Raw genomic sequence first — 18,829 nt, forward strand, 5'->3', positions numbered from 1 at the left:
CTGCAGCTGCAGCCTTTTCTCTTCATTGATTAAGTATTATTGCCCGATAACAGAAAACACTACCCCGATCGTGAAAATAACGAAGAAGAATACGAATGAAGCGACAAAGCCGATTCCAGAATCAATGACGTCATTCGTTTTAGATTGAATATCTTTTCTAAATTCATTCATTGTTACCCCTCCTATATCAACTTACATTATAAGTGATAACCCATTAAAAATCTACTTTCTTTATAGAGAATTGTTCTTCCTCAATAATTTATTCATTGCCTCAGTTAGCAAGACTTGTCACAGATAATTCTAACTCAAGCGGTCACACTATATTCATGAGGGAGACAAATATCGTTTGCTTTTTTAGCGTCCGGGGCTGAAGAAGTGGCGTTTATATAGATTTTTGCGGTGGTGTAATTTTGACAGAACCTTGGTTCAACCATAAAATAGAATCAAAATGCCCCTCTTATGGGACACCACCGCATTTTTGTTTAAGAAGGGAGTCATTTTGTGGCCAAACGTATTTTTTTATTATATGGACCTGAGGATTACCTGATTCAGGAAGAGAAAAATAAAATCATTGAATCTGTTCTGCCTCCCGAAGACCGGGAATTTAATATTTCGCAGTATGATCTAGAAGAGACTCCTGTTGAAGAAGCAGTAACGGATGCGGAAACTTTTCCCTTTCTGGGGGATAAAAAGATGGTCATTGCTTATAATCCTGTCTTTCTAAAAGCGAAGCCGGATGCCTTGCCATTTGAACACAATACAGATGCTCTGGTTGATTATGTTAATCACCCAGCTGATTATACAACTTTAATTATTGTGGCCCCTTATGAAAAAGTGGACGAGCGTAAAAAAGTCTTTAAGCTCTTAAAGAAGCATGCAGAAATCATACCGTGTCAGCCGGTGAAGGAATGGGATATGGATAAATGGATTCAGTCCATCGCCAATGACTTACATATAACAATTCCAGAGTCTATTCATGAACTGTTCGCACAGGAAATTGGGACCAACCTGTTAGCCCTTCGCAAGGAAATTGAGAAGCTGGCCCTAAATGTAGGGGAAGGCGGTGTGGTTACGCGTGAACTTGCAGAGGATCTTCTATCCCATAGTGCAGAAGCTTCCGGCTTAAAAATGGTGGATGCTGTTATGGAAAGGGACTTAGGACGGGCCGTTAAACTATTTAAAGATCTGTTGAAGGCCAATGAAGAACCTATTGCCCTGATCGCCTTATTAGCTTCACAGTTCAGAATTATCAGCCAGGTGAAAACATTAAAGCAAAAAGGATATGCTCAGAATAAAATGAGGGATTATATAAGGTCCCATCCTTATGTCATTAAGATGGCACTGAAAAGAGAAAGAGGATTTACAAACGAAGAACTCAATCAGATCATTCAGGAGCTTGCAGATGCCGATCTGATGATGAAGCAGGGTCATATGGATAAAGTGCTGACCTTTGAAATGCTATTATACCGTCTGATCCATATTAAAAAACCTCAAAAGGTATAGAAAAAAGCCTTCCGAATTATTAACTCGGAAGGCTTTTTTAAAGCTATGTTAGATGACATGTTAACATGTATAGAAAATAAAGAGAGCTGTGAGTCTCCTGAGGGTTTCTCAAAAAGACGAAAAATAAAAACGACCCTTGAAAAAGGATCGCGTGTTGGTCATAAAAAACTTTAAGCATTAAAGCGCATTAACTTTTTTAGATAGGCGGGATTTCGTGCGGTTCCCGTTATTTTTATGAAGAGCACCGCGTTTTACCGCTTTATCAATTTTCTTAACAGCAACAGTTAAAGCTTCTTTCGCTTGATCCGCTTCTTTGCTTGCAGTTAACTTTTCTACACGTTTAACGGCAGTACGCATATCAGATTTGAAAGCTGCGTTAAGAGCGCGAGCATCATTATTTACACGTACACGTTTTTTTGCTGATTTAATGTTAGGCATGGTTTCACCTCCTAGGTAAAAACAATCAAACTCGTTCATGTCGAACAAGAGACATTTTACCAAAGCGGACGCTTGTTTTCAATAGCTTTCTGCTTCTTCCTTCGTATAGTTTCCGTTTCGGTAGGAAAAATTATCGTTAAGGAGGTAGAAAAAATGCCAAATAATGAGGAATATTCGGTTCGGACAGATTTAGCTTTAGAAGCTCAGGAAATGAGGGTTCACCCTGAGCAGGACAAGAGTCAGCCGGGCGATGGCGTGACCGTTGATGAAGAAAGTGTAGGTAATATTACATTAACTTATGTAAAAGTCGATGAAGCAGGAGCGGAGCGGATTGGGAAAAAAGCGGGAAATTATATTACGTTGGAATCCCTTGCCATCCGAAAGCAGGACACTGAGCTGCAGGTCGAATTGGCTGCGTGTTTGTCACGACAGCTCGTTAAGGTCATGGAGCTTTGCGGAATTAAAGAAACAGACAGCTGTTTAATTGTAGGGCTTGGAAACCAGCAGGTCACTCCAGATGCAATTGGACCTCTTGTTATGAATGAAGTGCTCGTAACCAGCCATTTGTTTAAGCTGCAGCCGGATACTGTAGCAGAAGGCTACCGGCCGGTTTCAGCTGTAGCACCGGGAGTTATGGGAGTTACAGGTATTGAAACAAGCGATATGATTCATGGCATCATTCATGAGATCAATCCTGACTTTGTCATTGCTGTGGACGCTCTCGCCTCTCGCTCCATCAATCGGATTAACGCTACGATTCAGCTTTCTGATACAGGGATACACCCTGGTTCAGGTGTAGGAAATAAGCGGAAGGAAATCAGTAAAGAGACATATGGAATTCCAGTTATCTCCATCGGTGTGCCGACTGTCGTAGATGCTGTAACAATTACTAATGACAGTATTGACTATATGCTTAAGCACTTCGGAAGGGAGTGGAAGGAGAAGAACAGTCCTTCTAATGTACTTTCTCCGGCTATTAATCCGTTTGAGAGAAAGACACTGACTGAGGAAGATATGCCTGGAGAAGAAAAGAGAAAAGCCGTACTAGGAATGATAGGACAGCTCGGGACGGAAGAAAAGAAACAGCTTATTAAAGAAGTTCTAACCCCTCTTGGCCACAATTTAATGGTAACTCCTAAAGAGGTGGATTCTTTCGTTCAGGATATGGCATACGTAATTGCGTCGGGAATTAACAGCGCTCTCCATAAAGAAATTGACGAAGGCGAAGCTTCCTCTTATACGAGATTTTAATATATTTTAAGAGCTTACACGTTCTATTATTATTTTTCCTCTCATATGGATTAGTAGAGTCCATAATAGGAGGAATAATCGATGGGGCCTATACGAAAGTGGGAGAATAAGCAAAATCTTATAATTAGAAGGTGGACATTTTGGGGAGCTTCAGCTATGTCTATCCTTCTCCTTTTATTTATCGGGATCGGTATACTAACCGGGGCAAAATCTACATATAAACTCTACTCATCCACGATCCAGAACTTTACGACACAATTGGACGGAAGCTCGTTTATTTATTTCTTTGAAGCAGAAAACAAGGTTTTCGCTAAGGCACACCCGCAAGAGAAAAAGCTGCCGGGTTTATCCTCTCTATCTTTCCAGCTCTTAACCAGCATTAAACCAAACGATTTACGCAGCTTGCTGGGACGGGAGATCCCAGGGCTGTCTTCTTACAATAGTGAAATCATAATCGCAGGTGAAGGTACAGATTATACGAATTTACCTTATGAGTCTCAGCCGCCGCTGGATATTGTGTTAGAAGACAGAGAAGCAGTGGATCATGAGGAGCAGGAAGAAGAAACACCGCCGCAGGAAGACCAGGATATTAAGGAAGACAGTGTATTTATCTACCATACCCATAACCGTGAGTCCTTCTTCCCGCAGCTGCCTGAGGGAACGCAGCATGCTTATCACGATGAGGTAAATATCACGAAAGTGGGAGCTCGTCTAGGAAAAGAATTAGAAAATCGTGGAATTGGTGCAGAAGTAGATACGTCTGACATTACAACAGCCGCTCAGCAGAAAGGTATAGGTGCTTATGAAGCTTCAAGAGAAATAGTCCAGGAAGTTATGTCAACGGATGGTAACCAAATCAAATATATCTTTGATCTTCATAGAGATAATGTACCTAGGGAAGTTACTACGAAAGAAATTGATGGAAAGTCTTATGCAAGAACAATATTTGTTGTCGGAGCGAAGCACCCAGAGTATGAAAAGAACTTAAAGATCGCTACAGACCTGCATAAAATGCTGGAAGAAAAATATCCAGGTCTGAGCCGCGGCGTATTGACAAAGAAAGGAAGCGGAGTAGACGGAAAGTATAATCAGGATTTATCCGGAAATGCGGTACTGATTGAATTCGGCGGTGTTTATAACAGCCTTGAAGAAACCTACTTAACAACCGGTGTCATTGCCGAAGTATTCAGTGAGTACTATTTTGAAGCTGAAAAAGTATCCGGCGGGGAATAAGGAGGAGCAGAAATGAGAGGTATTATATTGATCATGATCTGCCTGCTGCTGTTTGCCGGAGGAGCCTTATTTGGAATCAAACAGAGCCACCCGGTGGAGAGCGGACCTGTTATAGAAGTTGTGGAGGAAAAGGAAGCCGGCAGCTGCTCAGACCCTGTGAAGTCAGACGACCCCTTTATCGCAGAAGTGGCTGTTGGAGTAGGAGAAGGAGTAAGCAGAAGCTTTGACGTATTCCTAATGCTCCTCTATGGATTTGCTAAAGGGTGAAGTGTAAGGTGCTGGCTGAAATCAGCCAGCGCTTTATTTTGCTTTAGATTGAATCCCTGCTCTCCTATTGCTATAATCAACCTAGACATTTGTGTCGTAGAAAGTAGGAGTGATGAAGGATGAAAACCCAGCCAAACCAGGAGAGGGTGCGCAACTTTTCGATTATCGCCCATATTGATCACGGAAAATCGACGCTTGCTGACCGAATCCTTGAGAAAACAAACGCGTTAACCCAACGCGAAATGAAAGAACAGTTCTTAGATGCGATGGATTTAGAAAGAGAACGTGGAATTACCATCAAATTGAATGCTGTTCAATTAAATTATCAAGCAAAAGATAATAAGGAATATACGTTCCATTTAATTGATACACCTGGACATGTCGATTTTACATACGAAGTGTCCCGGAGTCTTGCTGCGTGTGAAGGGGCTATTCTCGTAGTTGATGCCGCTCAAGGGATTGAAGCACAGACGTTAGCTAATGTTTATCTTGCTATGGAGAACGACCTGGAGATTATTCCTGTTATCAATAAAATTGATTTGCCGGGAGCCGATCCTGAACGTATCAAACAAGAAATTGAAGATGTGATCGGCATTGATGCTTCACAGGCTATTCTTGCTTCTGCTAAAGAAGGAGTAGGAATTGATGAGATTTTAGAGCGGGTCGTAACGGATATTCCGGCACCAGGCGGTAATCCCGATGATCCTCTTAAAGCTTTGATCTTTGACTCTTTATACGATTCTTACCGCGGGGTAGTTGCGTATACTTGTGTGCGTGAAGGTTCTGTGAAAATCGGTGATAAAATCAAGATGATGGCAACAGGCAAAGAGTTCGAAGTTAACGAAGTAGGAGTGTTCAAGCCGACGCCGACTCCGTTAAAAGAGCTGAATGTCGGGGATGTAGGATATCTTTCCGCTTCGATTAAGAATATCGGAGATACAGAAGTCGGGGACACCATAACGTTAGCAAACCGCCCGGCCGCCGAGCCGCTCCCGGGATATAAAAGACTTAATCCTATGGTGTTCTGCGGTCTTTACCCTGTAGATGCCGCGAACTATAATGATTTAAGAGACGCGCTTGAGAGACTTGAACTAAACGATTCATCTCTCCAATTTGAGCCGGAGACTTCGCAGGCGCTTGGATTTGGCTTTCGCTGCGGATTTCTAGGGATGCTTCACATGGAGATTATCCAGGAGCGGATCGAGCGTGAATATAAGATTGATCTTATTACGACTGCACCGAGTGTAATTTATAAGGTCAGTTTAACGGATGGAGAAGAAATCGATGTCGATAACCCTTCTCAAATGCCTGATAACCAAAAAGTGGCTGAAGTAAAAGAACCTTATGTAAAAGCAACAATTATGGTTCCAAATGATTACGTCGGTCCAGTTATGGAAATCTGCCAGAGAAAACGCGGTAATTTTGTAGATATGCAGTATCTTGACGATAATCGTGTAAATATCGTTTATGAGATCCCGCTTTCAGAAATTGTTTATGACTTTTTCGATTCCTTGAAATCTCAGACAAAAGGTTATGCATCTTTCGACTATGAATTAGTCGGCTACCGTGCGTCCAACCTTGTAAAAATGGATATCCTCTTAAACGGGGACACGATTGATGCTCTGTCCTTTATTGTTCATAGGGATTTCGCCTATGAGCGAGGCAAGTTGATTGCTGAAAAACTGAAAAAGTTAATACCACGCCAGCAGTTTGAAGTTCCTGTACAGGCTGCTATTGGGAACAAGATCGTAGCCCGTACGACGATTAAAGCGATGAGAAAGAACGTACTATCTAAGTGTTACGGGGGAGATATTTCCCGTAAGCGTAAACTTCTTGAAAAGCAAAAAGAAGGGAAAAAGCGCATGAAGATGGTGGGCTCTGTTGAAGTGCCGCAGGAAGCGTTTATGTCCGTATTGGAAATTGACGAAGATTAATAGAACTAATAGGATGGAGCCGCAAGGAGTAACTCTCTTGCGGTTTTCCTTATGAAAGGTTGTTAACGATGAATATTTCATCCGCCTATATTCATATTCCTTTTTGCCAGCAGATCTGTCATTATTGCGATTTCACGAAGTTTTTTTATAATGAACAATTAGCTGATGAATATTTAAAGGCGCTCGAGAAAGAAATACACACTTACGTTCCGGGTGATAAGGAAGTGCTGGAGACGATTTTCGTCGGCGGAGGGACACCTACCGCACTGACCGCCCCTCAATTAAAGCGGCTGCTTGAAATGATCGATCAGCACTTTGCGATTGATAAATGCAGGGAATATACGTTTGAAGCGAATCCAGGCGACCTTGATAAAGAAAAGGTGAAACTGTTAAAAGATTATGGGGTTAACCGGATTTCTTTAGGGGTACAGGTTTTTGATGACAAAATGTTAGAGAAGATCGGCCGCGTACACCGTGTGAAAGATGTCTATACGAACGTGGACAGGCTTCTTAATGAAGGTCTGACGAATATAAGCATTGATCTGATGTATGCCCTGCCCGGACAGACGGTGTCCGACTTTGAAAAAACGATTGAAGAAGCATTGCAGTTCAACCTTCCGCACTACTCTTCATACTCGCTGCAAATTGAACCGAAAACCGTGTTTTACAATCGCTATAAAAAAGGGAAGCTTGTGAAACCGCCGGAGGATGACGAAGCTGAAATGTACGAACTTTTGCAAAGAAAGCTGTCAGCTGCAGGAGTAAGTCAATACGAAATCAGTAATTTTGCCAAACCGGGCTATGAAAGCCAGCATAATCTGACATACTGGAATAATGAATATTATTATGGAATTGGCGCCGGTTCCCATGGCTACCTTCCAGGAGTTCGGACGATCAACATTCGGCCTCTCCCTGCCTATGTGAAAAAAGCGCTGGCTGATGGCCGTCCAATTTTACACGAAGAGCCGGTGGGAGAAAAAGAACGGATGGAAGAAGAGATGTTTCTTGGACTTCGCAAGGCAGAAGGTGTATCAATGGATAGGTTTGAGAAAAAATTTGACCGACCGATGAAGGAAGTTTTCGGCTCTGCTATTCTGCTCCTTGAACAAAGAGGACTGATCAGTCAATCCAATCAGAGGGTTTTTTTAACCGATAAAGGGAAGATTCTCGGTAACGAAGTTTTTCAGGAATTTTTAATCGATTCATAATAGAGGATATCCATTGACATCAATGATGCCTTTTGATAATTTATTATTAGATTTAGCACTCAGCTTATCCGAGTGCTAACAGAGGTGATTATGATGCTAACGGATAGACAATTGTTAATTTTGCAAGTCATAATTGATGATTTTATCTTGACGGCTCAGCCAGTAGGATCTAGATCCATTGCTAAAAAAGAAGAAATTAATCACAGCCCGGCTACAGTAAGGAATGAAATGGCGGATCTTGAAGAATTGGGCTTCCTTGAAAAAACCCATTCATCATCCGGCCGAGTCCCATCTGAAAAAGGGTATCGTTTCTATGTCGATCATTTATTATCGCCTCTTCAATTATCCAAACGGGAAATGCATACAATCGAGCGGGCGTTTCAGGATAGAATGATGGAATTTGAGAGAGTTGTCCAAAAGTCTGCTGGGATTCTTTCGGAATTGACGAACTATACCTCTATCATTCTTGGACCTGAAGTGTTTGAAACTAAGCTTAAACAGCTGCAGATCGTTCCTTTAAATGAACAGTCTGCTATTGCCATTCTCGTCACGGATACAGGTCATGTGGAGCACAGGACTTTTACAATTCCTGTTGAAATTAAGCCTTCGCAGCTGGAAAAGATGGTGAACATATTAAATGACCGTCTTAAAGGTGTTCCTCTCGTGAAGCTCTATGAGAAGCTGCAGACTGAGATATATGATCTAATAAGAGAGCACACAGATGAGCATGAACAGGCCTTTTCTTATCTTCAGGCAGCCCTGTTGGATGACCATCAGACGAAACTGTATATCGGCGGCAAAACCAACATATTGATGCAGCCGGAATTTAAAGATTTAGAGAAGGTGCGTTCCCTTTACGCCATCATTGAAAGAGAAAATGAAATGGCCAGCCTGCTTCGTTCAAATGAGCAGGGCCTTCACATTCGAATTGGGCATGAAAATCAGGTGGATGAGATGCAGAACTGCAGCCTGATTACTGCCAGCTATACACTGGGGAATGAACAAGTAGGGACGATTGCCCTGCTTGGGCCTACGAGAATGGAATATAATCGAGGCATTTCCTTACTGAACGTTTTATCCAGGCAAATGACAAATACATTCAAGGAATGGTACTGATTTTATAGAAATCAACTTTAGATGGAGGGTGATCTCCATCGCTTCTTTTTGTCTTTTGCTTTTTTTAGGATATATAATCATGTTATATTCAATAACGGTGTAATGGTATCAAGGAGGTGTAACGGATGCAGGAAAACAAACAAGAAAATGAACAGGAAGTAATCGATCCAAAAGAAAATGAAGAATTAAATGAGAAAGAAACTGAATCTGCCAATGAACAAACGGTGGAAGCAGAGGGTGAAGAACAGACTGAATTAAACCAGCTTCAGGAAGAAAAAGATGAATTGCAAAATCGTCTCCTTCGACTTCAAGCTGATTATGATAATTTCCGTCGCCGCACTCAAAAAGAAAAAGAGGCTGATAGAAAATATAGATCTCAATCCTTAGTGGAAGAACTAATCCCCGTACTTGATAACTTTGAGAGAGCCTTGCAGGTTGAAATTGAGGGGGATGCAGCTCAGAACCTTGCAAGCGGCATGAAGATGGTTTACAGCCAGTTCCAGGCCGCTCTTGAAAAGGAAGGGGTCGAAGAGATCCCGGCTGAAGGGGAAGAGTTTGACCCTCACTTACATCAGGCTGTGATGCAGGTGGAAGATGATAACTTTGAATCCAACGTAGTAGTCGAGCAGCTGCAAAAAGGCTATCGATTAAAAGATCGGGTTATCCGCCCGGCTATGGTTAAAGTGAATCAATAATTTGAATTTTGTAGAGGAGGATATGATTTATGAGTAAGATCATTGGAATTGACTTAGGTACAACAAATTCTTGTGTAGCAGTTATGGAAGGTGGAGAAGCGAAGGTTATCCCTAACCCGGAAGGTAACCGTACAACTCCTTCTGCTGTGGCATTTAAAAACGGAGAACGTCAGGTTGGTGAGGTAGCTAAACGTCAGGCTATTACTAACCCTAATACAATTCTTTCTGTTAAACGCCACATGGGTACTGACTACAAAGTGGAAGTAGAAGGAAAAGAATATACGCCTCAGGAAGTTTCTGCGATTATCCTGCAGTACATTAAAGGTTATGCAGAAGACTATCTTGGCGAAACAGTAGAGAAAGCAGTGATTACCGTTCCTGCATACTTTAACGATGCTGAACGCCAGGCAACTAAAGATGCTGGTAAAATTGCAGGATTGGAAGTTGAACGTATTATTAACGAGCCTACAGCTGCTGCATTGGCTTACGGTATTGACAAAGAAGACCAGGATCAGACAATTCTAGTTTATGATCTTGGCGGAGGTACATTTGATGTATCCATTCTTGATATCGGTGAAGGTACCTTCGAAGTAGTTGCGACTGCCGGTGACAACCGTCTTGGCGGTGACGACTTTGACGAAGTGATCATCGATCATATGGTAGCTGAATTCAAAAAAGAAAACGGCATCGACCTTTCCCAGGATAAAATGGCGAAGCAGCGTTTGAAAGATGCAGCTGAGAAAGCTAAAAAAGACCTTTCCGGTGTAGCGCAGACTCAAATCTCGCTTCCATTTATCACCGCTGGAGAAGCAGGTCCTCTTCACTTAGAAATGACATTAACTCGTGCTAAGTTTGAAGAATTAGCTTCTGATCTTATCGAGCGTTCAATGAAACCGACTCGTCAGGCAATTAAAGATGCGGAACTAAGCGCAAGCGAAATCCACAAAGTCATCCTTGTCGGTGGTTCTACTCGTATTCCTGCCGTACAGGAAGCAATCAAGAAAGAAGTAGGAAAAGAGCCGTCTAAAGGCGTTAACCCTGATGAAGTAGTAGCACTTGGTGCTTCTATCCAAGGTGGAGTACTTCAAGGAGACGTTAAAGATGTTGTGCTTCTTGACGTTACACCACTGTCCCTTGGTATTGAAACAATGGGAGGAGTTACCACAAAACTTATCGAGCGTAACACAACAATTCCTACAAGCCATTCACAGGTATTCTCTACAGCTGCTGACAACCAGACAGCCGTAGATATTCACGTCCTTCAAGGGGAGCGTGAAATGGCGCAGGATAACAAAACTCTGGGCCGCTTCCAGCTGACGGATATCCCGCCGGCACCGCGCGGAGTACCTCAAATCGAAGTGAGCTTCGATATTGATGCTAACGGTATTGTTAACGTACGTGCGAAAGACATGGGTACGAATAAAGAACAGTCCATCACGATCAAATCTTCTTCCGGCCTTTCTGATGACGAAGTAGAAGAAATGGTACGCCAGGCTGAAGAAAATGCTGAAGCCGATAAGAAGAAACGTGAAGAAATTGAGCTTCGCAACGAAGCAGACCAGCTTGTCTTCACTACAGATAAGACGATCAAAGATCTAGGCGATCAAGTATCTGAGGAAGAAAAAGAAAAAGCTGAATCAGCGAAGGAAGAACTTAAATCTGCTCTAGAAGGCGATGATATTGAAGCGATTAAAGAGAAAAAAGAAGCTCTTCAAGAGCTAGTTCAAAACCTTTCTGTTAAGCTTTACGAGCAGGCTCAGCAGCAGGCACAGGCCGCTCAGGGAGAGCAAGGCAGTGCAGAAGACGATGTAGTCGACGCTGATTACGAAGAAGTAAATGAAGACGACAAGAAGTAAGAGGTAAAAAGTGAAAGTCAAAGTCAGGTCATACTTGGCTTTGACTTTTTTCACGTAAGCCTCTAGATAATAAGTTGCTTGAACAGGTTTGTGAATGTTAATATAAACCTTATGTAACAGAGCCCGGGAGAGTGATCAAGAAGTGAGTAAACGTGATTATTACGACGTTTTGGGTGTCTCTAAGGATGCTTCGAAAGAGGAAATTAAGAAAGCATACCGTAAGATGGCACGTAAATATCACCCAGACGTAAGTGAAGAAGAAAACGCTTCTGAGAAGTTTAAGGAAGCAAAAGAAGCTTATGAAACATTAAGTGATCAGCAGAAACGAGCTCAGTATGATCAATTTGGTCATGCCGGCCCTCAAGGCCAAGGATTTGGCGGATTCGGCGGCGGAGCAGAAGATTTCGGCGGCTTTGGAGATATTTTCGATATGTTCTTTGGCGGCGGTGGCCGTCGCAGAGATCCGAATGCTCCACGAAAAGGTGCTGACCTCCAGTATTCAATGACCTTGACGTTTGAAGAAGCGATCTTCGGAAAGAACACAGAGGTGGAGATCCCTACAGAAGAAACTTGCGGAACATGTGATGGATCAGGTGCGAAGGCTGGTTCCAAGCCTGAGACATGCTCCCATTGTCAAGGAAGCGGTCAAATCAATCAGGAACAGAATACACCTTTCGGCCGCGTTGTAAATCGCCGTGTATGTCATTACTGTCAAGGAAGCGGTAATATTATTAAAGACAAATGTAATACTTGCGGCGGTGACGGCCGCGTCACCAAGCGCAATAAAATCCAGCTTGATATTCCAGCCGGTATTGATGAAGGACAGCAGATTCGAGTCCCTGGCAAAGGGGAAGCCGGAGTAAACGGCGGCCCTGCCGGAGACCTGTTTGTCATTATCAGAGTACAGCCGCATGAGTTCTATCAGCGTGACGGCGATCACATTTTCTGTGAAATGCCACTTACATTTGCACAGGCAGCCCTAGGTGATGAAATCGAAGTGCCGACTGTGCATGGCAAAGTAAAATTAAAAGTTCCTGCTGGGACACAAACGGGCAAAACCTTCCGTCTTAAAGATAAAGGGGTTCCGAATGTTCACGGCCGTGGACAAGGTGATCAGCACGTAAAAATCAGAGTGATCACTCCTGAGAAGCTGACAGATCGCCAGAAAGAGCTTCTTAGAGAGTTTAATGAAATCAGCGGCAATGAAGCGACAGATGAACAGCATGGTAATTTTTTTGAAAGAATGAAACGTGCATTTAAAGGTGACTAATGATGGAAGTGTCTAGATGAGGTCTTGGAAAGTCTAGACACTTCTTTTTTAAAGGCAAATCCTTATAAAGGAATGAGTGAACGATATGAAATGGTCTGAAATTTGTATCCATACGACTAATGAAGCCATCGAGCCGGTATCTAATATTCTCCATGAGGCCGGAGCCAGCGGTGTAGTAATTGAAGATCCGCGGGATATGATTAAAGAAGAAACGGGACTTGGAGAAATATATGAGCTAAATCCGGAGGATTATCCGAAGGAAGGCGTATATGTCAAAGCATACTTACAGATGAACAGTTTCCTTGGGGAAACTGTCGATTCTATCAAGCAGTCAGTTACGAACTTGAAACTTTATAACATAGATATTGGAAAAAATAATGTAACTCTTAGTGAGATTCATGAAGAAGACTGGGCCACTGCGTGGAAAAAGTACTATAAGCCCGTCAAAATTTCTGAACAGATCACTATTATCCCTACATGGGAAGACTACACCCCTGTTTCAAGTGATGAAATCATCATTGAAATGGATCCCGGGATGGCGTTTGGAACGGGAACCCACCCTACAACTGTATTAAGTATTCAGGCGCTTGAGCAATATTTAAATAAAGATGATGTGGTATTAGATGTCGGAGCAGGGTCCGGGATTTTAAGTGTTGCTTCTGTATTACTCGGTGCGCAGCACGTCCATGCCTATGACTTGGATGAAGTGGCTGTGAACAGCACAAAAAATAATGCAGAACTCAACCAGGTGCAGCACCAGATTACATCACAGAAAAATAATTTATTGAATGATGTAGAAATAAAGCCTGATTTAATTGTTTCCAATATTCTTGCTGAAATCATCGTTCAGTTTGTAGATGATGCGTACCGCCTGCTTAAAAAAGATGGTTATTTTATTACTTCAGGCATTATTTCCGGTAAAAAGGATCTCGTTACAGGGCGCCTGGCTGAAGCAGGTTTTGAAATCGTAGAAACCAATAAAATGGAAGACTGGATTTCTATTATCGCGAAGAAGTAAAGGTGACGGACTATGCAGAGATATTTCGTAAAAGAAGATCATTGGGATGAATCCTTGGTTTATATCGAAGGGGAAGATTTTCATCATATAACGAACGTAATGAGAATGAAGGTAGACGACTTCTTAATTTGTATTCATCCTGAAAAAGGGGCAGCGAAATGTAAGATTGAAGAGGTCCTAGATAAAGAAAAGGTCGTATGTTCTGTTCTCGAATGGTTAAAGGAAGACATTGAGCTGCCGGTGGCCGTTTCGATTGTCCAAAGCCTTGGTAAAGGGGACAAGCTTGAGCAGGTGGTTCAAAAAGGAACAGAGCTTGGGGCCGATTCCTTCGTTCCTTTCCAGGCTGACCGCTCAGTAGCTAAATGGGATGGCAAGAAAGCCATGAAGAAAATTCGACGGTTAGCTAAAATAGCAAAAGAAGCCAGTGAACAGTCTGAACGCACGAAAATTCCGGAAGTCCACCCCCTTATGGCACTGTCGGACGTTTTGGAATATGCCTCTTCGTTTAATACGAAGCTGTTTGCCTTTGAGGAGGAAGCCCGAAAAGGTACTCATCATACGCTTAAGGGCCAGCTGGAAGGGATATCAGAAGGCAGCTCTGTCATTATTGCTTTTGGGCCAGAAGGCGGATTCTCTGAAAAGGAAGCGGAAACCCTTAAATCTGAGGGGTTTAACCCTGTCCGGTTAGGACGAAGAATTCTGCGGATGGAAACGGCCCCCCTTTATTTCCTGTCTGCCGTTTCCTATGAAATGGAAGAACGAAGGTAACCACTCAGGCGCCAAGTCTGAAGTGGTTTTTTTTCTTTTGACCTTTTGAAAAGGAGACTCGCTCGCTTTCCAGGGCTAATCCGAGCCTCCCGAGAAAACCAGACTTCGGATTCTCGTATTGTCCGTTTTTCCCCAGGGCTCTCACAGAACTCCTTGCTTTTTTATCCAATATCATCCATGTCGTTTAACAACGCCTTCTATTAAATGTCATAGAGTTCTTCATCATACCAATGACAGCCCTTACATGCTCGCTTTTTGCACAGTTCCGTGCTATGATACAATAGATGTACGAACAACTGATGAAGGGAAGTATTCAAATGGAACAAAATTTAGCGAAAATGATTGATCATACACAGTTAAAACCTGATACTACAAAAGACAAAATTGAACAGATCTGTGCAGAAGCCAAAGAACATCAGTTTATGTCGGTATGTGTAAACCCGCATTGGGTCAGCTATTGCAAAGAGCTGCTGAAAGGTACAGATGTAAAAGTATGTACAGTTATCGGTTTCCCTCTTGGAGCGACCACAACAGAAACAAAAGTTTTTGAAACAAAGCAGGCGATTGAAAACGGAGCCACAGAAGTAGATATGGTCATTAATGTTGGAGAACTGAAATCCGGCAATAAAGACTTTGTCTTAAAAGATATTGAAGCAGTCGTTCAGGCGGCAGCAGGAAAAGCGTTAGTCAAAGTAATCATCGAAACCTCTCTGTTAACAGAAGACGAAAAAATCACAGCATCCCAGCTGACTAAAGAAGGCGGCGCTGATTTTGTAAAAACATCTACAGGCTTCTCCGGCGGCGGAGCGACAGTCGAAGATATAAGCCTTATGCGTAAGACAGTAGGCCCTGACTTAGGCGTCAAAGCTTCCGGTGGAGTAAGAGACCTCGAAGGTGCTAAGGCCGTTATTGAAGCAGGAGCGACAAGAATTGGCGCGAGTGCCGGAATCGCTATTATCAGCGGAGAGCAAGGCTCCTCTGATTATTAATTTCAACTGGTCCATTTGTCATAAGGCAAATGGGCTTTTTTTTCATTTTTTTCATACAAATTCTAATTTGCGAGCCCATCTCCTTCGAAAAAAGTTGACCGTGCTCTATTGATATAATATAATTGTCGAAGGTATGGGAGATCTCCATACTTTTAGAAACAGTTTTTTTTTGCTTCGGAGGGAGGGAAATAGCATGTCAAAAACAACTCGCGTGCGTAAAAACGAGTCACTTGAAGATGCTCTTCGTCGCTTCAAGCGCGATGTATCGAAAAGCGGTGCATTAGCTGAATATCGTAAGCGTGAATATTACGATAAGCCTAGCGTTCGCCGTAAGAAAAAATCTGAGGCCGCTAGAAAGCGCAAGTAGTGATAAAAGAGGTGTCATTCAATGACGATTACAGAACGCCTTAATCAAGATATGAAAACAGCGATGAAGGCTAGAGACAAAAAAACTCTTTCCACAATTCGCATGGTCAAAGCTTCACTTCAAAATGAAGCGATCAAACTAGGTAAAAATGAACTATCTGAAGAAGAAGAACTTACTGTTTTATCTCGCGAAGTAAAACAGAGAAAAGATTCCCTCCACGAGTTTAAAGAAGCTGGACGCGGAGATCTTGTAGAAGAACTTGATGAAGAAATTAAGATTTTACAAGTATATATGCCGAAACAGCTGTCCGACTCAGAACTTGAGCAGATTGTTCAGGAAACCATTCAAGAGGTAGGAGCTTCATCTAAAGCCGACATGGGTAAAGTCATGAGTGCTGTTATGCCGAAAGTAAAAGGTAAAACAGAAGGATCTAAGGTGAATCAGCTCGTACTTAAGAAGTTATCATAAGTGAGAAAAAGTCTCTCTTTTTAAAAGAGAGACTTTTTTTAGATTTATGAAACTTAGTACATAATAAAACCGTATATAAGATGTTCAGCGAAAGTCACAGATGGGAGGGGAGAAAGTGAAGAAGATACGCCTCGCAATATGCACTTTGCTGGTGGTCATTGCATCAGGGCTGTCCCTGTACCATATGATCGGCACTGTTAGCGCTGATGGAGAAGGTAAGCAGGTCTACGTTATTCCTGTTGAGAATACAGTAGAGCGAGGCATGACGGCCTTTTTAGAAAGGACGACGAGCGAAGCGGTCGATGCAGGAGCCGACCATATAATCTTTGAAATCGACACGCCCGGCGGCCGGGTCGATGCAGCCGGCGCCATTGGAGAACTGTTTCAGGATTTAGAAATTCCTAATACTGCTTTCGTCACAAGCCAGGCTTACTCAGCCGGTTCTTATATTGCGCTGAATGCGGATCAGATTTATATGAAGCAGCAAGCAACAATGGGAGCCTCAGGGGTGATCAACTCTGATGGTACAGCCGCAGATAAAAAAGCCCAGTCTGCCTGGATTTCTTCAATGGTAGCTGCTGCTGAATCTAACAACAGGGATCCTTTGTACGCCAGGGCTATGGCTGACAGCTCGGTCGATCTGCCGGAGTATGGGGCGCCAGAAGGCGAATTTTTGACTTTAGGTCCTACAGATGCTGTGGAAGTGGGATATGCGGAAGGAATTGTCCGGTATAGAGTTGAATTGTTAAGCGAGCTTGGTCTCTCTGAGGCTACTATCGTTGAAACCAGTCCTACGCCTGCCGAGAACTTTGCCCGATTTCTTACAGACCCTGTAGTGATTCCCATTCTTTTATCTGTTGCCAGCATTGGCCTGGTCGTTGAATTATATTCCCCAGGTTTTGGTATTCCGGGGATTATGGGCGTACTGGCGCTGGTCCTGTTTTTCTATGGGCATATCGTAGCTGGCCTTGCCGGTTATGAATCCATTATATTGCTCATAATAGGAATTGGGCTTATTGTCACCGAATTCTTTGTGGCCAGTGGGATCCTCGGTATTATTGGAATTGTGGCCGTAGTTGCTTCCTTAATGCTTTCATCAGCAGATATGGGACAGATGGCGTTGAGTTTAGGGATTGCCATGATAGCAACGATTGCCGTCTCTATTATCCTGTTTCGGTATATTGGGTTTGGGAACCGGGGATTATTTAAACGTATCATTTTAAATGATACAACATCGACAGAGCGTGGGTATGTAAGTTCTGTTACTCGCCTGGAGCTCATTGGATTAGAAGGGACAGCCCTTACTCCATTGCGTCCGTCCGGTACCGCTCTGTTTGATGATGAACGGCTGGATGTCGTTACGGAGGGAAACTTTGTAAAAGCAAATCAGCGGGTCAAAATTGTGAGGACGGAAGGTTCTCGAATTGTGGTACGCGCTATTAAGAATGAGGAGGAGAAAGCATGACGATTCAAGAACTTATGCCCATTATTATAATTGGGATAATTATCATCGCGGTAGCTGTATTATTTACCTTTATTCCGGTAATGTTATGGATCAGCGCATTAGCAGCCGGGGTAAAAATAAGCATACTTACTCTAATTGGGATGAGATTAAGAAGGGTAATTCCTTCCCGTGTGATCAACCCTTTAATTAAAGCACACAAAGCCGGTGTGAATGTAGATACGAACCAGCTGGAAAGCCACTACCTTGCAGGTGGTAATGTAGACAGAGTGGTTAACGCACTTATTGCTGCCCAGCGTGCCAATATTGAATTAAGCTTTGAACGTTGTGCCGCGATTGATCTGGCGGGAAGAGACGTGTTAGAAGCGGTACAGATGAGCGTCAACCCTAAAGTGATTGAAACACCATTCATAGCCGGTGTCGCGATTGATGGTATTGAAGTAAAAGCCAAAGCCAGAATTACCGTACGTGCCAATATTGACCGACTGGTCGGGGGTGCGGGAGAAGAAACAGTTATTGCCCGTGTTGGTGAAGGAATCGTTTCTACGATTGGTTCAAGTACTAATCACAATAAAGTGTTAGAGAATCCTGATAGGATTTCTCAAAACGTACTGGAAAAAGGGCTGGATGCCGGAACAGCTTTTGAAATCCTGTCCATTGATATTGCGGATATCGACATCGGCAAAAACATCGGAGCGATTCTTCAGACTGACCAGGCAGAAGCCGATAAGAATATCGCTCAGGCGAAAGCAGAAGAACGCCGCGCAATGGCGATCGCCCAGGAACAAGAAATGCGCGCCCGTGTACAAGAGATGCAGGCTAAAGTAGTGGAAGCAGAAGCTGAAGTACCACAAGCTCTTGCTGCAGCACTTCGTTCAGGGAAAATGGGTGTAATGGACTATATGAACTATCAGAACATTAATGCTGACACCGATATGAGAAATACACTTGGCGACATGTCGGATAAAGACCAGGATGATCAATAA

19 protein-coding genes are annotated in these 18,829 nt (G+C 42.9%); 17 read left to right on the plus strand and 2 right to left on the minus strand.

Translation table 11 applies throughout. From position 1 onward, the window contains the following. Nucleotides 1-36 precede the first annotated feature (36 nt). Complete coding sequence (locus HUS26_RS04865) at nucleotides 37-171, minus strand: YqzM family protein (protein ID WP_173916084.1); 135 nt, start codon at nucleotides 169-171, stop codon at nucleotides 37-39. 330 nt (nucleotides 172-501) lie between these two features. On the opposite strand from HUS26_RS04865, the gene holA reads away from it, so the two are divergent. Then, nucleotides 502-1,503: a DNA polymerase III subunit delta gene (holA, locus tag HUS26_RS04870; RefSeq protein ID WP_173916085.1), complete on the plus strand. Its 1,002-nt coding sequence runs from the start codon at nucleotides 502-504 to the stop codon at nucleotides 1,501-1,503. A 177-nt stretch (nucleotides 1,504-1,680) separates the two neighbouring features. Here holA and rpsT read toward each other — a convergent pair whose 3' ends face one another. After that, the gene (rpsT, locus tag HUS26_RS04875) at nucleotides 1,681-1,941 is read right to left on the minus strand and encodes a 30S ribosomal protein S20 (RefSeq protein ID WP_173916086.1); all 261 of its coding nucleotides are present in this window, start codon (nucleotides 1,939-1,941) and stop codon (nucleotides 1,681-1,683) included. A gap of 153 nt (nucleotides 1,942-2,094) precedes the next feature. On the opposite strand from rpsT, the gene gpr reads away from it, so the two are divergent. From gpr to floA, 16 genes are all read left to right on the plus strand, one after another. After that, nucleotides 2,095-3,192 carry a GPR endopeptidase gene (gpr, locus tag HUS26_RS04880; RefSeq protein ID WP_173916087.1) on the plus strand — a complete coding sequence of 366 codons (1,098 nt, stop codon included), beginning with the start codon at nucleotides 2,095-2,097 and terminating at the stop codon, nucleotides 3,190-3,192. A gap of 81 nt (nucleotides 3,193-3,273) precedes the next feature. Beyond that, the gene (spoIIP, locus tag HUS26_RS04885) at nucleotides 3,274-4,425 is read left to right on the plus strand and encodes a stage II sporulation protein P (RefSeq protein ID WP_173916088.1); all 1,152 of its coding nucleotides are present in this window, start codon (nucleotides 3,274-3,276) and stop codon (nucleotides 4,423-4,425) included. Nucleotides 4,426-4,437: 12 nt separating this feature from the next. Further along, nucleotides 4,438-4,692 (plus strand): hypothetical protein, encoded by a 255-nt coding sequence (locus tag HUS26_RS04890; protein WP_173916089.1) that lies wholly within the window; start codon nucleotides 4,438-4,440, stop codon nucleotides 4,690-4,692. Between the two features lie 119 nt (nucleotides 4,693-4,811). After that, complete coding sequence (gene lepA / locus HUS26_RS04895) at nucleotides 4,812-6,626, plus strand: translation elongation factor 4 (RefSeq protein ID WP_173916090.1); 1,815 nt, start codon at nucleotides 4,812-4,814, stop codon at nucleotides 6,624-6,626. 68 nt (nucleotides 6,627-6,694) lie between these two features. Next, entirely contained in the window at nucleotides 6,695-7,834 is a 1,140-nt protein-coding gene (gene hemW / locus HUS26_RS04900) for a radical SAM family heme chaperone HemW (RefSeq protein ID WP_173916091.1), read from the plus strand. A gap of 93 nt (nucleotides 7,835-7,927) precedes the next feature. Next, nucleotides 7,928-8,950, plus strand: coding sequence for a heat-inducible transcriptional repressor HrcA (gene hrcA, locus HUS26_RS04905; protein WP_173916092.1), 1,023 nt, complete (start codon nucleotides 7,928-7,930; stop codon nucleotides 8,948-8,950). Between the two features lie 125 nt (nucleotides 8,951-9,075). Then, entirely contained in the window at nucleotides 9,076-9,645 is a 570-nt protein-coding gene (gene grpE / locus HUS26_RS04910; RefSeq protein ID WP_173916093.1) for a nucleotide exchange factor GrpE, read from the plus strand. Nucleotides 9,646-9,674: 29 nt separating this feature from the next. Then, the gene (gene dnaK / locus HUS26_RS04915) at nucleotides 9,675-11,501 is read left to right on the plus strand and encodes a molecular chaperone DnaK (RefSeq protein WP_173916094.1); all 1,827 of its coding nucleotides are present in this window, start codon (nucleotides 9,675-9,677) and stop codon (nucleotides 11,499-11,501) included. Between the two features lie 142 nt (nucleotides 11,502-11,643). Further along, nucleotides 11,644-12,771, plus strand: coding sequence for a molecular chaperone DnaJ (gene dnaJ / locus HUS26_RS04920; RefSeq protein ID WP_173916095.1), 1,128 nt, complete (start codon nucleotides 11,644-11,646; stop codon nucleotides 12,769-12,771). An 85-nt stretch (nucleotides 12,772-12,856) separates the two neighbouring features. Then, complete coding sequence (prmA, locus tag HUS26_RS04925; protein ID WP_173916096.1) at nucleotides 12,857-13,789, plus strand: 50S ribosomal protein L11 methyltransferase; 933 nt, start codon at nucleotides 12,857-12,859, stop codon at nucleotides 13,787-13,789. A 12-nt stretch (nucleotides 13,790-13,801) separates the two neighbouring features. Next, entirely contained in the window at nucleotides 13,802-14,557 is a 756-nt protein-coding gene (locus HUS26_RS04930; RefSeq protein WP_173916097.1) for a 16S rRNA (uracil(1498)-N(3))-methyltransferase, read from the plus strand. A gap of 317 nt (nucleotides 14,558-14,874) precedes the next feature. After that, on the plus strand, nucleotides 14,875-15,546 hold the full coding sequence (gene deoC, locus HUS26_RS04935; RefSeq protein ID WP_173916098.1) for a deoxyribose-phosphate aldolase: 672 nt from the start codon (nucleotides 14,875-14,877) through the stop codon (nucleotides 15,544-15,546). A 193-nt stretch (nucleotides 15,547-15,739) separates the two neighbouring features. Continuing rightward, a complete protein-coding gene (gene rpsU / locus HUS26_RS04940; protein WP_082233792.1) occupies nucleotides 15,740-15,913 on the plus strand; it encodes a 30S ribosomal protein S21 in 174 nt (57 codons plus the stop codon). A gap of 21 nt (nucleotides 15,914-15,934) precedes the next feature. Continuing rightward, nucleotides 15,935-16,381, plus strand: coding sequence for a GatB/YqeY domain-containing protein (locus HUS26_RS04945; protein WP_173916099.1), 447 nt, complete (start codon nucleotides 15,935-15,937; stop codon nucleotides 16,379-16,381). Nucleotides 16,382-16,496: 115 nt separating this feature from the next. Beyond that, complete coding sequence (locus HUS26_RS04950) at nucleotides 16,497-17,846, plus strand: nodulation protein NfeD (protein ID WP_371809551.1); 1,350 nt, start codon at nucleotides 16,497-16,499, stop codon at nucleotides 17,844-17,846. After that, nucleotides 17,843-18,829 (plus strand): flotillin-like protein FloA, encoded by a 987-nt coding sequence (gene floA / locus HUS26_RS04955; protein WP_173916101.1) that lies wholly within the window; start codon nucleotides 17,843-17,845, stop codon nucleotides 18,827-18,829. Before HUS26_RS04950 ends, floA begins: the two co-directional genes overlap by 4 nt.

It is taken from the genome of Halobacillus sp. Marseille-Q1614 (genome assembly GCF_902809865.1).
GTDB lineage: Bacteria > Bacillota > Bacilli > Bacillales > Halobacillaceae > Halobacillus_A.

Bases quoted from the DNA above. Each gene is read 5' to 3' on its own strand.
- HUS26_RS04865 (WP_173916084.1), bottom strand. From the start codon at position 171: ATGAATGAATTTAGAAAAGATATTCAATCTAAAACGAATGACGTCATT.
- rpsT (WP_173916086.1), bottom strand. From the start codon at position 1,941: ATGCCTAACATTAAATCAGCAAAAAAACGTGTACGTGTAAATAATGAT.
- gpr (WP_173916087.1), top strand. From the start codon at position 2,095: ATGCCAAATAATGAGGAATATTCGGTTCGGACAGATTTAGCTTTAGAA.
- spoIIP (WP_173916088.1), top strand. From the start codon at position 3,274: ATGGGGCCTATACGAAAGTGGGAGAATAAGCAAAATCTTATAATTAGA.
- HUS26_RS04890 (WP_173916089.1), top strand. From the start codon at position 4,438: ATGAGAGGTATTATATTGATCATGATCTGCCTGCTGCTGTTTGCCGGA.
- lepA (WP_173916090.1), top strand. From the start codon at position 4,812: ATGAAAACCCAGCCAAACCAGGAGAGGGTGCGCAACTTTTCGATTATC.
- hemW (WP_173916091.1), top strand. From the start codon at position 6,695: ATGAATATTTCATCCGCCTATATTCATATTCCTTTTTGCCAGCAGATC.
- hrcA (WP_173916092.1), top strand. From the start codon at position 7,928: ATGCTAACGGATAGACAATTGTTAATTTTGCAAGTCATAATTGATGAT.
- grpE (WP_173916093.1), top strand. From the start codon at position 9,076: ATGCAGGAAAACAAACAAGAAAATGAACAGGAAGTAATCGATCCAAAA.
- dnaK (WP_173916094.1), top strand. From the start codon at position 9,675: ATGAGTAAGATCATTGGAATTGACTTAGGTACAACAAATTCTTGTGTA.
- prmA (WP_173916096.1), top strand. From the start codon at position 12,857: ATGAAATGGTCTGAAATTTGTATCCATACGACTAATGAAGCCATCGAG.
- HUS26_RS04930 (WP_173916097.1), top strand. From the start codon at position 13,802: ATGCAGAGATATTTCGTAAAAGAAGATCATTGGGATGAATCCTTGGTT.
- deoC (WP_173916098.1), top strand. From the start codon at position 14,875: ATGGAACAAAATTTAGCGAAAATGATTGATCATACACAGTTAAAACCT.
- rpsU (WP_082233792.1), top strand. From the start codon at position 15,740: ATGTCAAAAACAACTCGCGTGCGTAAAAACGAGTCACTTGAAGATGCT.
- HUS26_RS04945 (WP_173916099.1), top strand. From the start codon at position 15,935: ATGACGATTACAGAACGCCTTAATCAAGATATGAAAACAGCGATGAAG.
- floA (WP_173916101.1), top strand. From the start codon at position 17,843: ATGACGATTCAAGAACTTATGCCCATTATTATAATTGGGATAATTATC.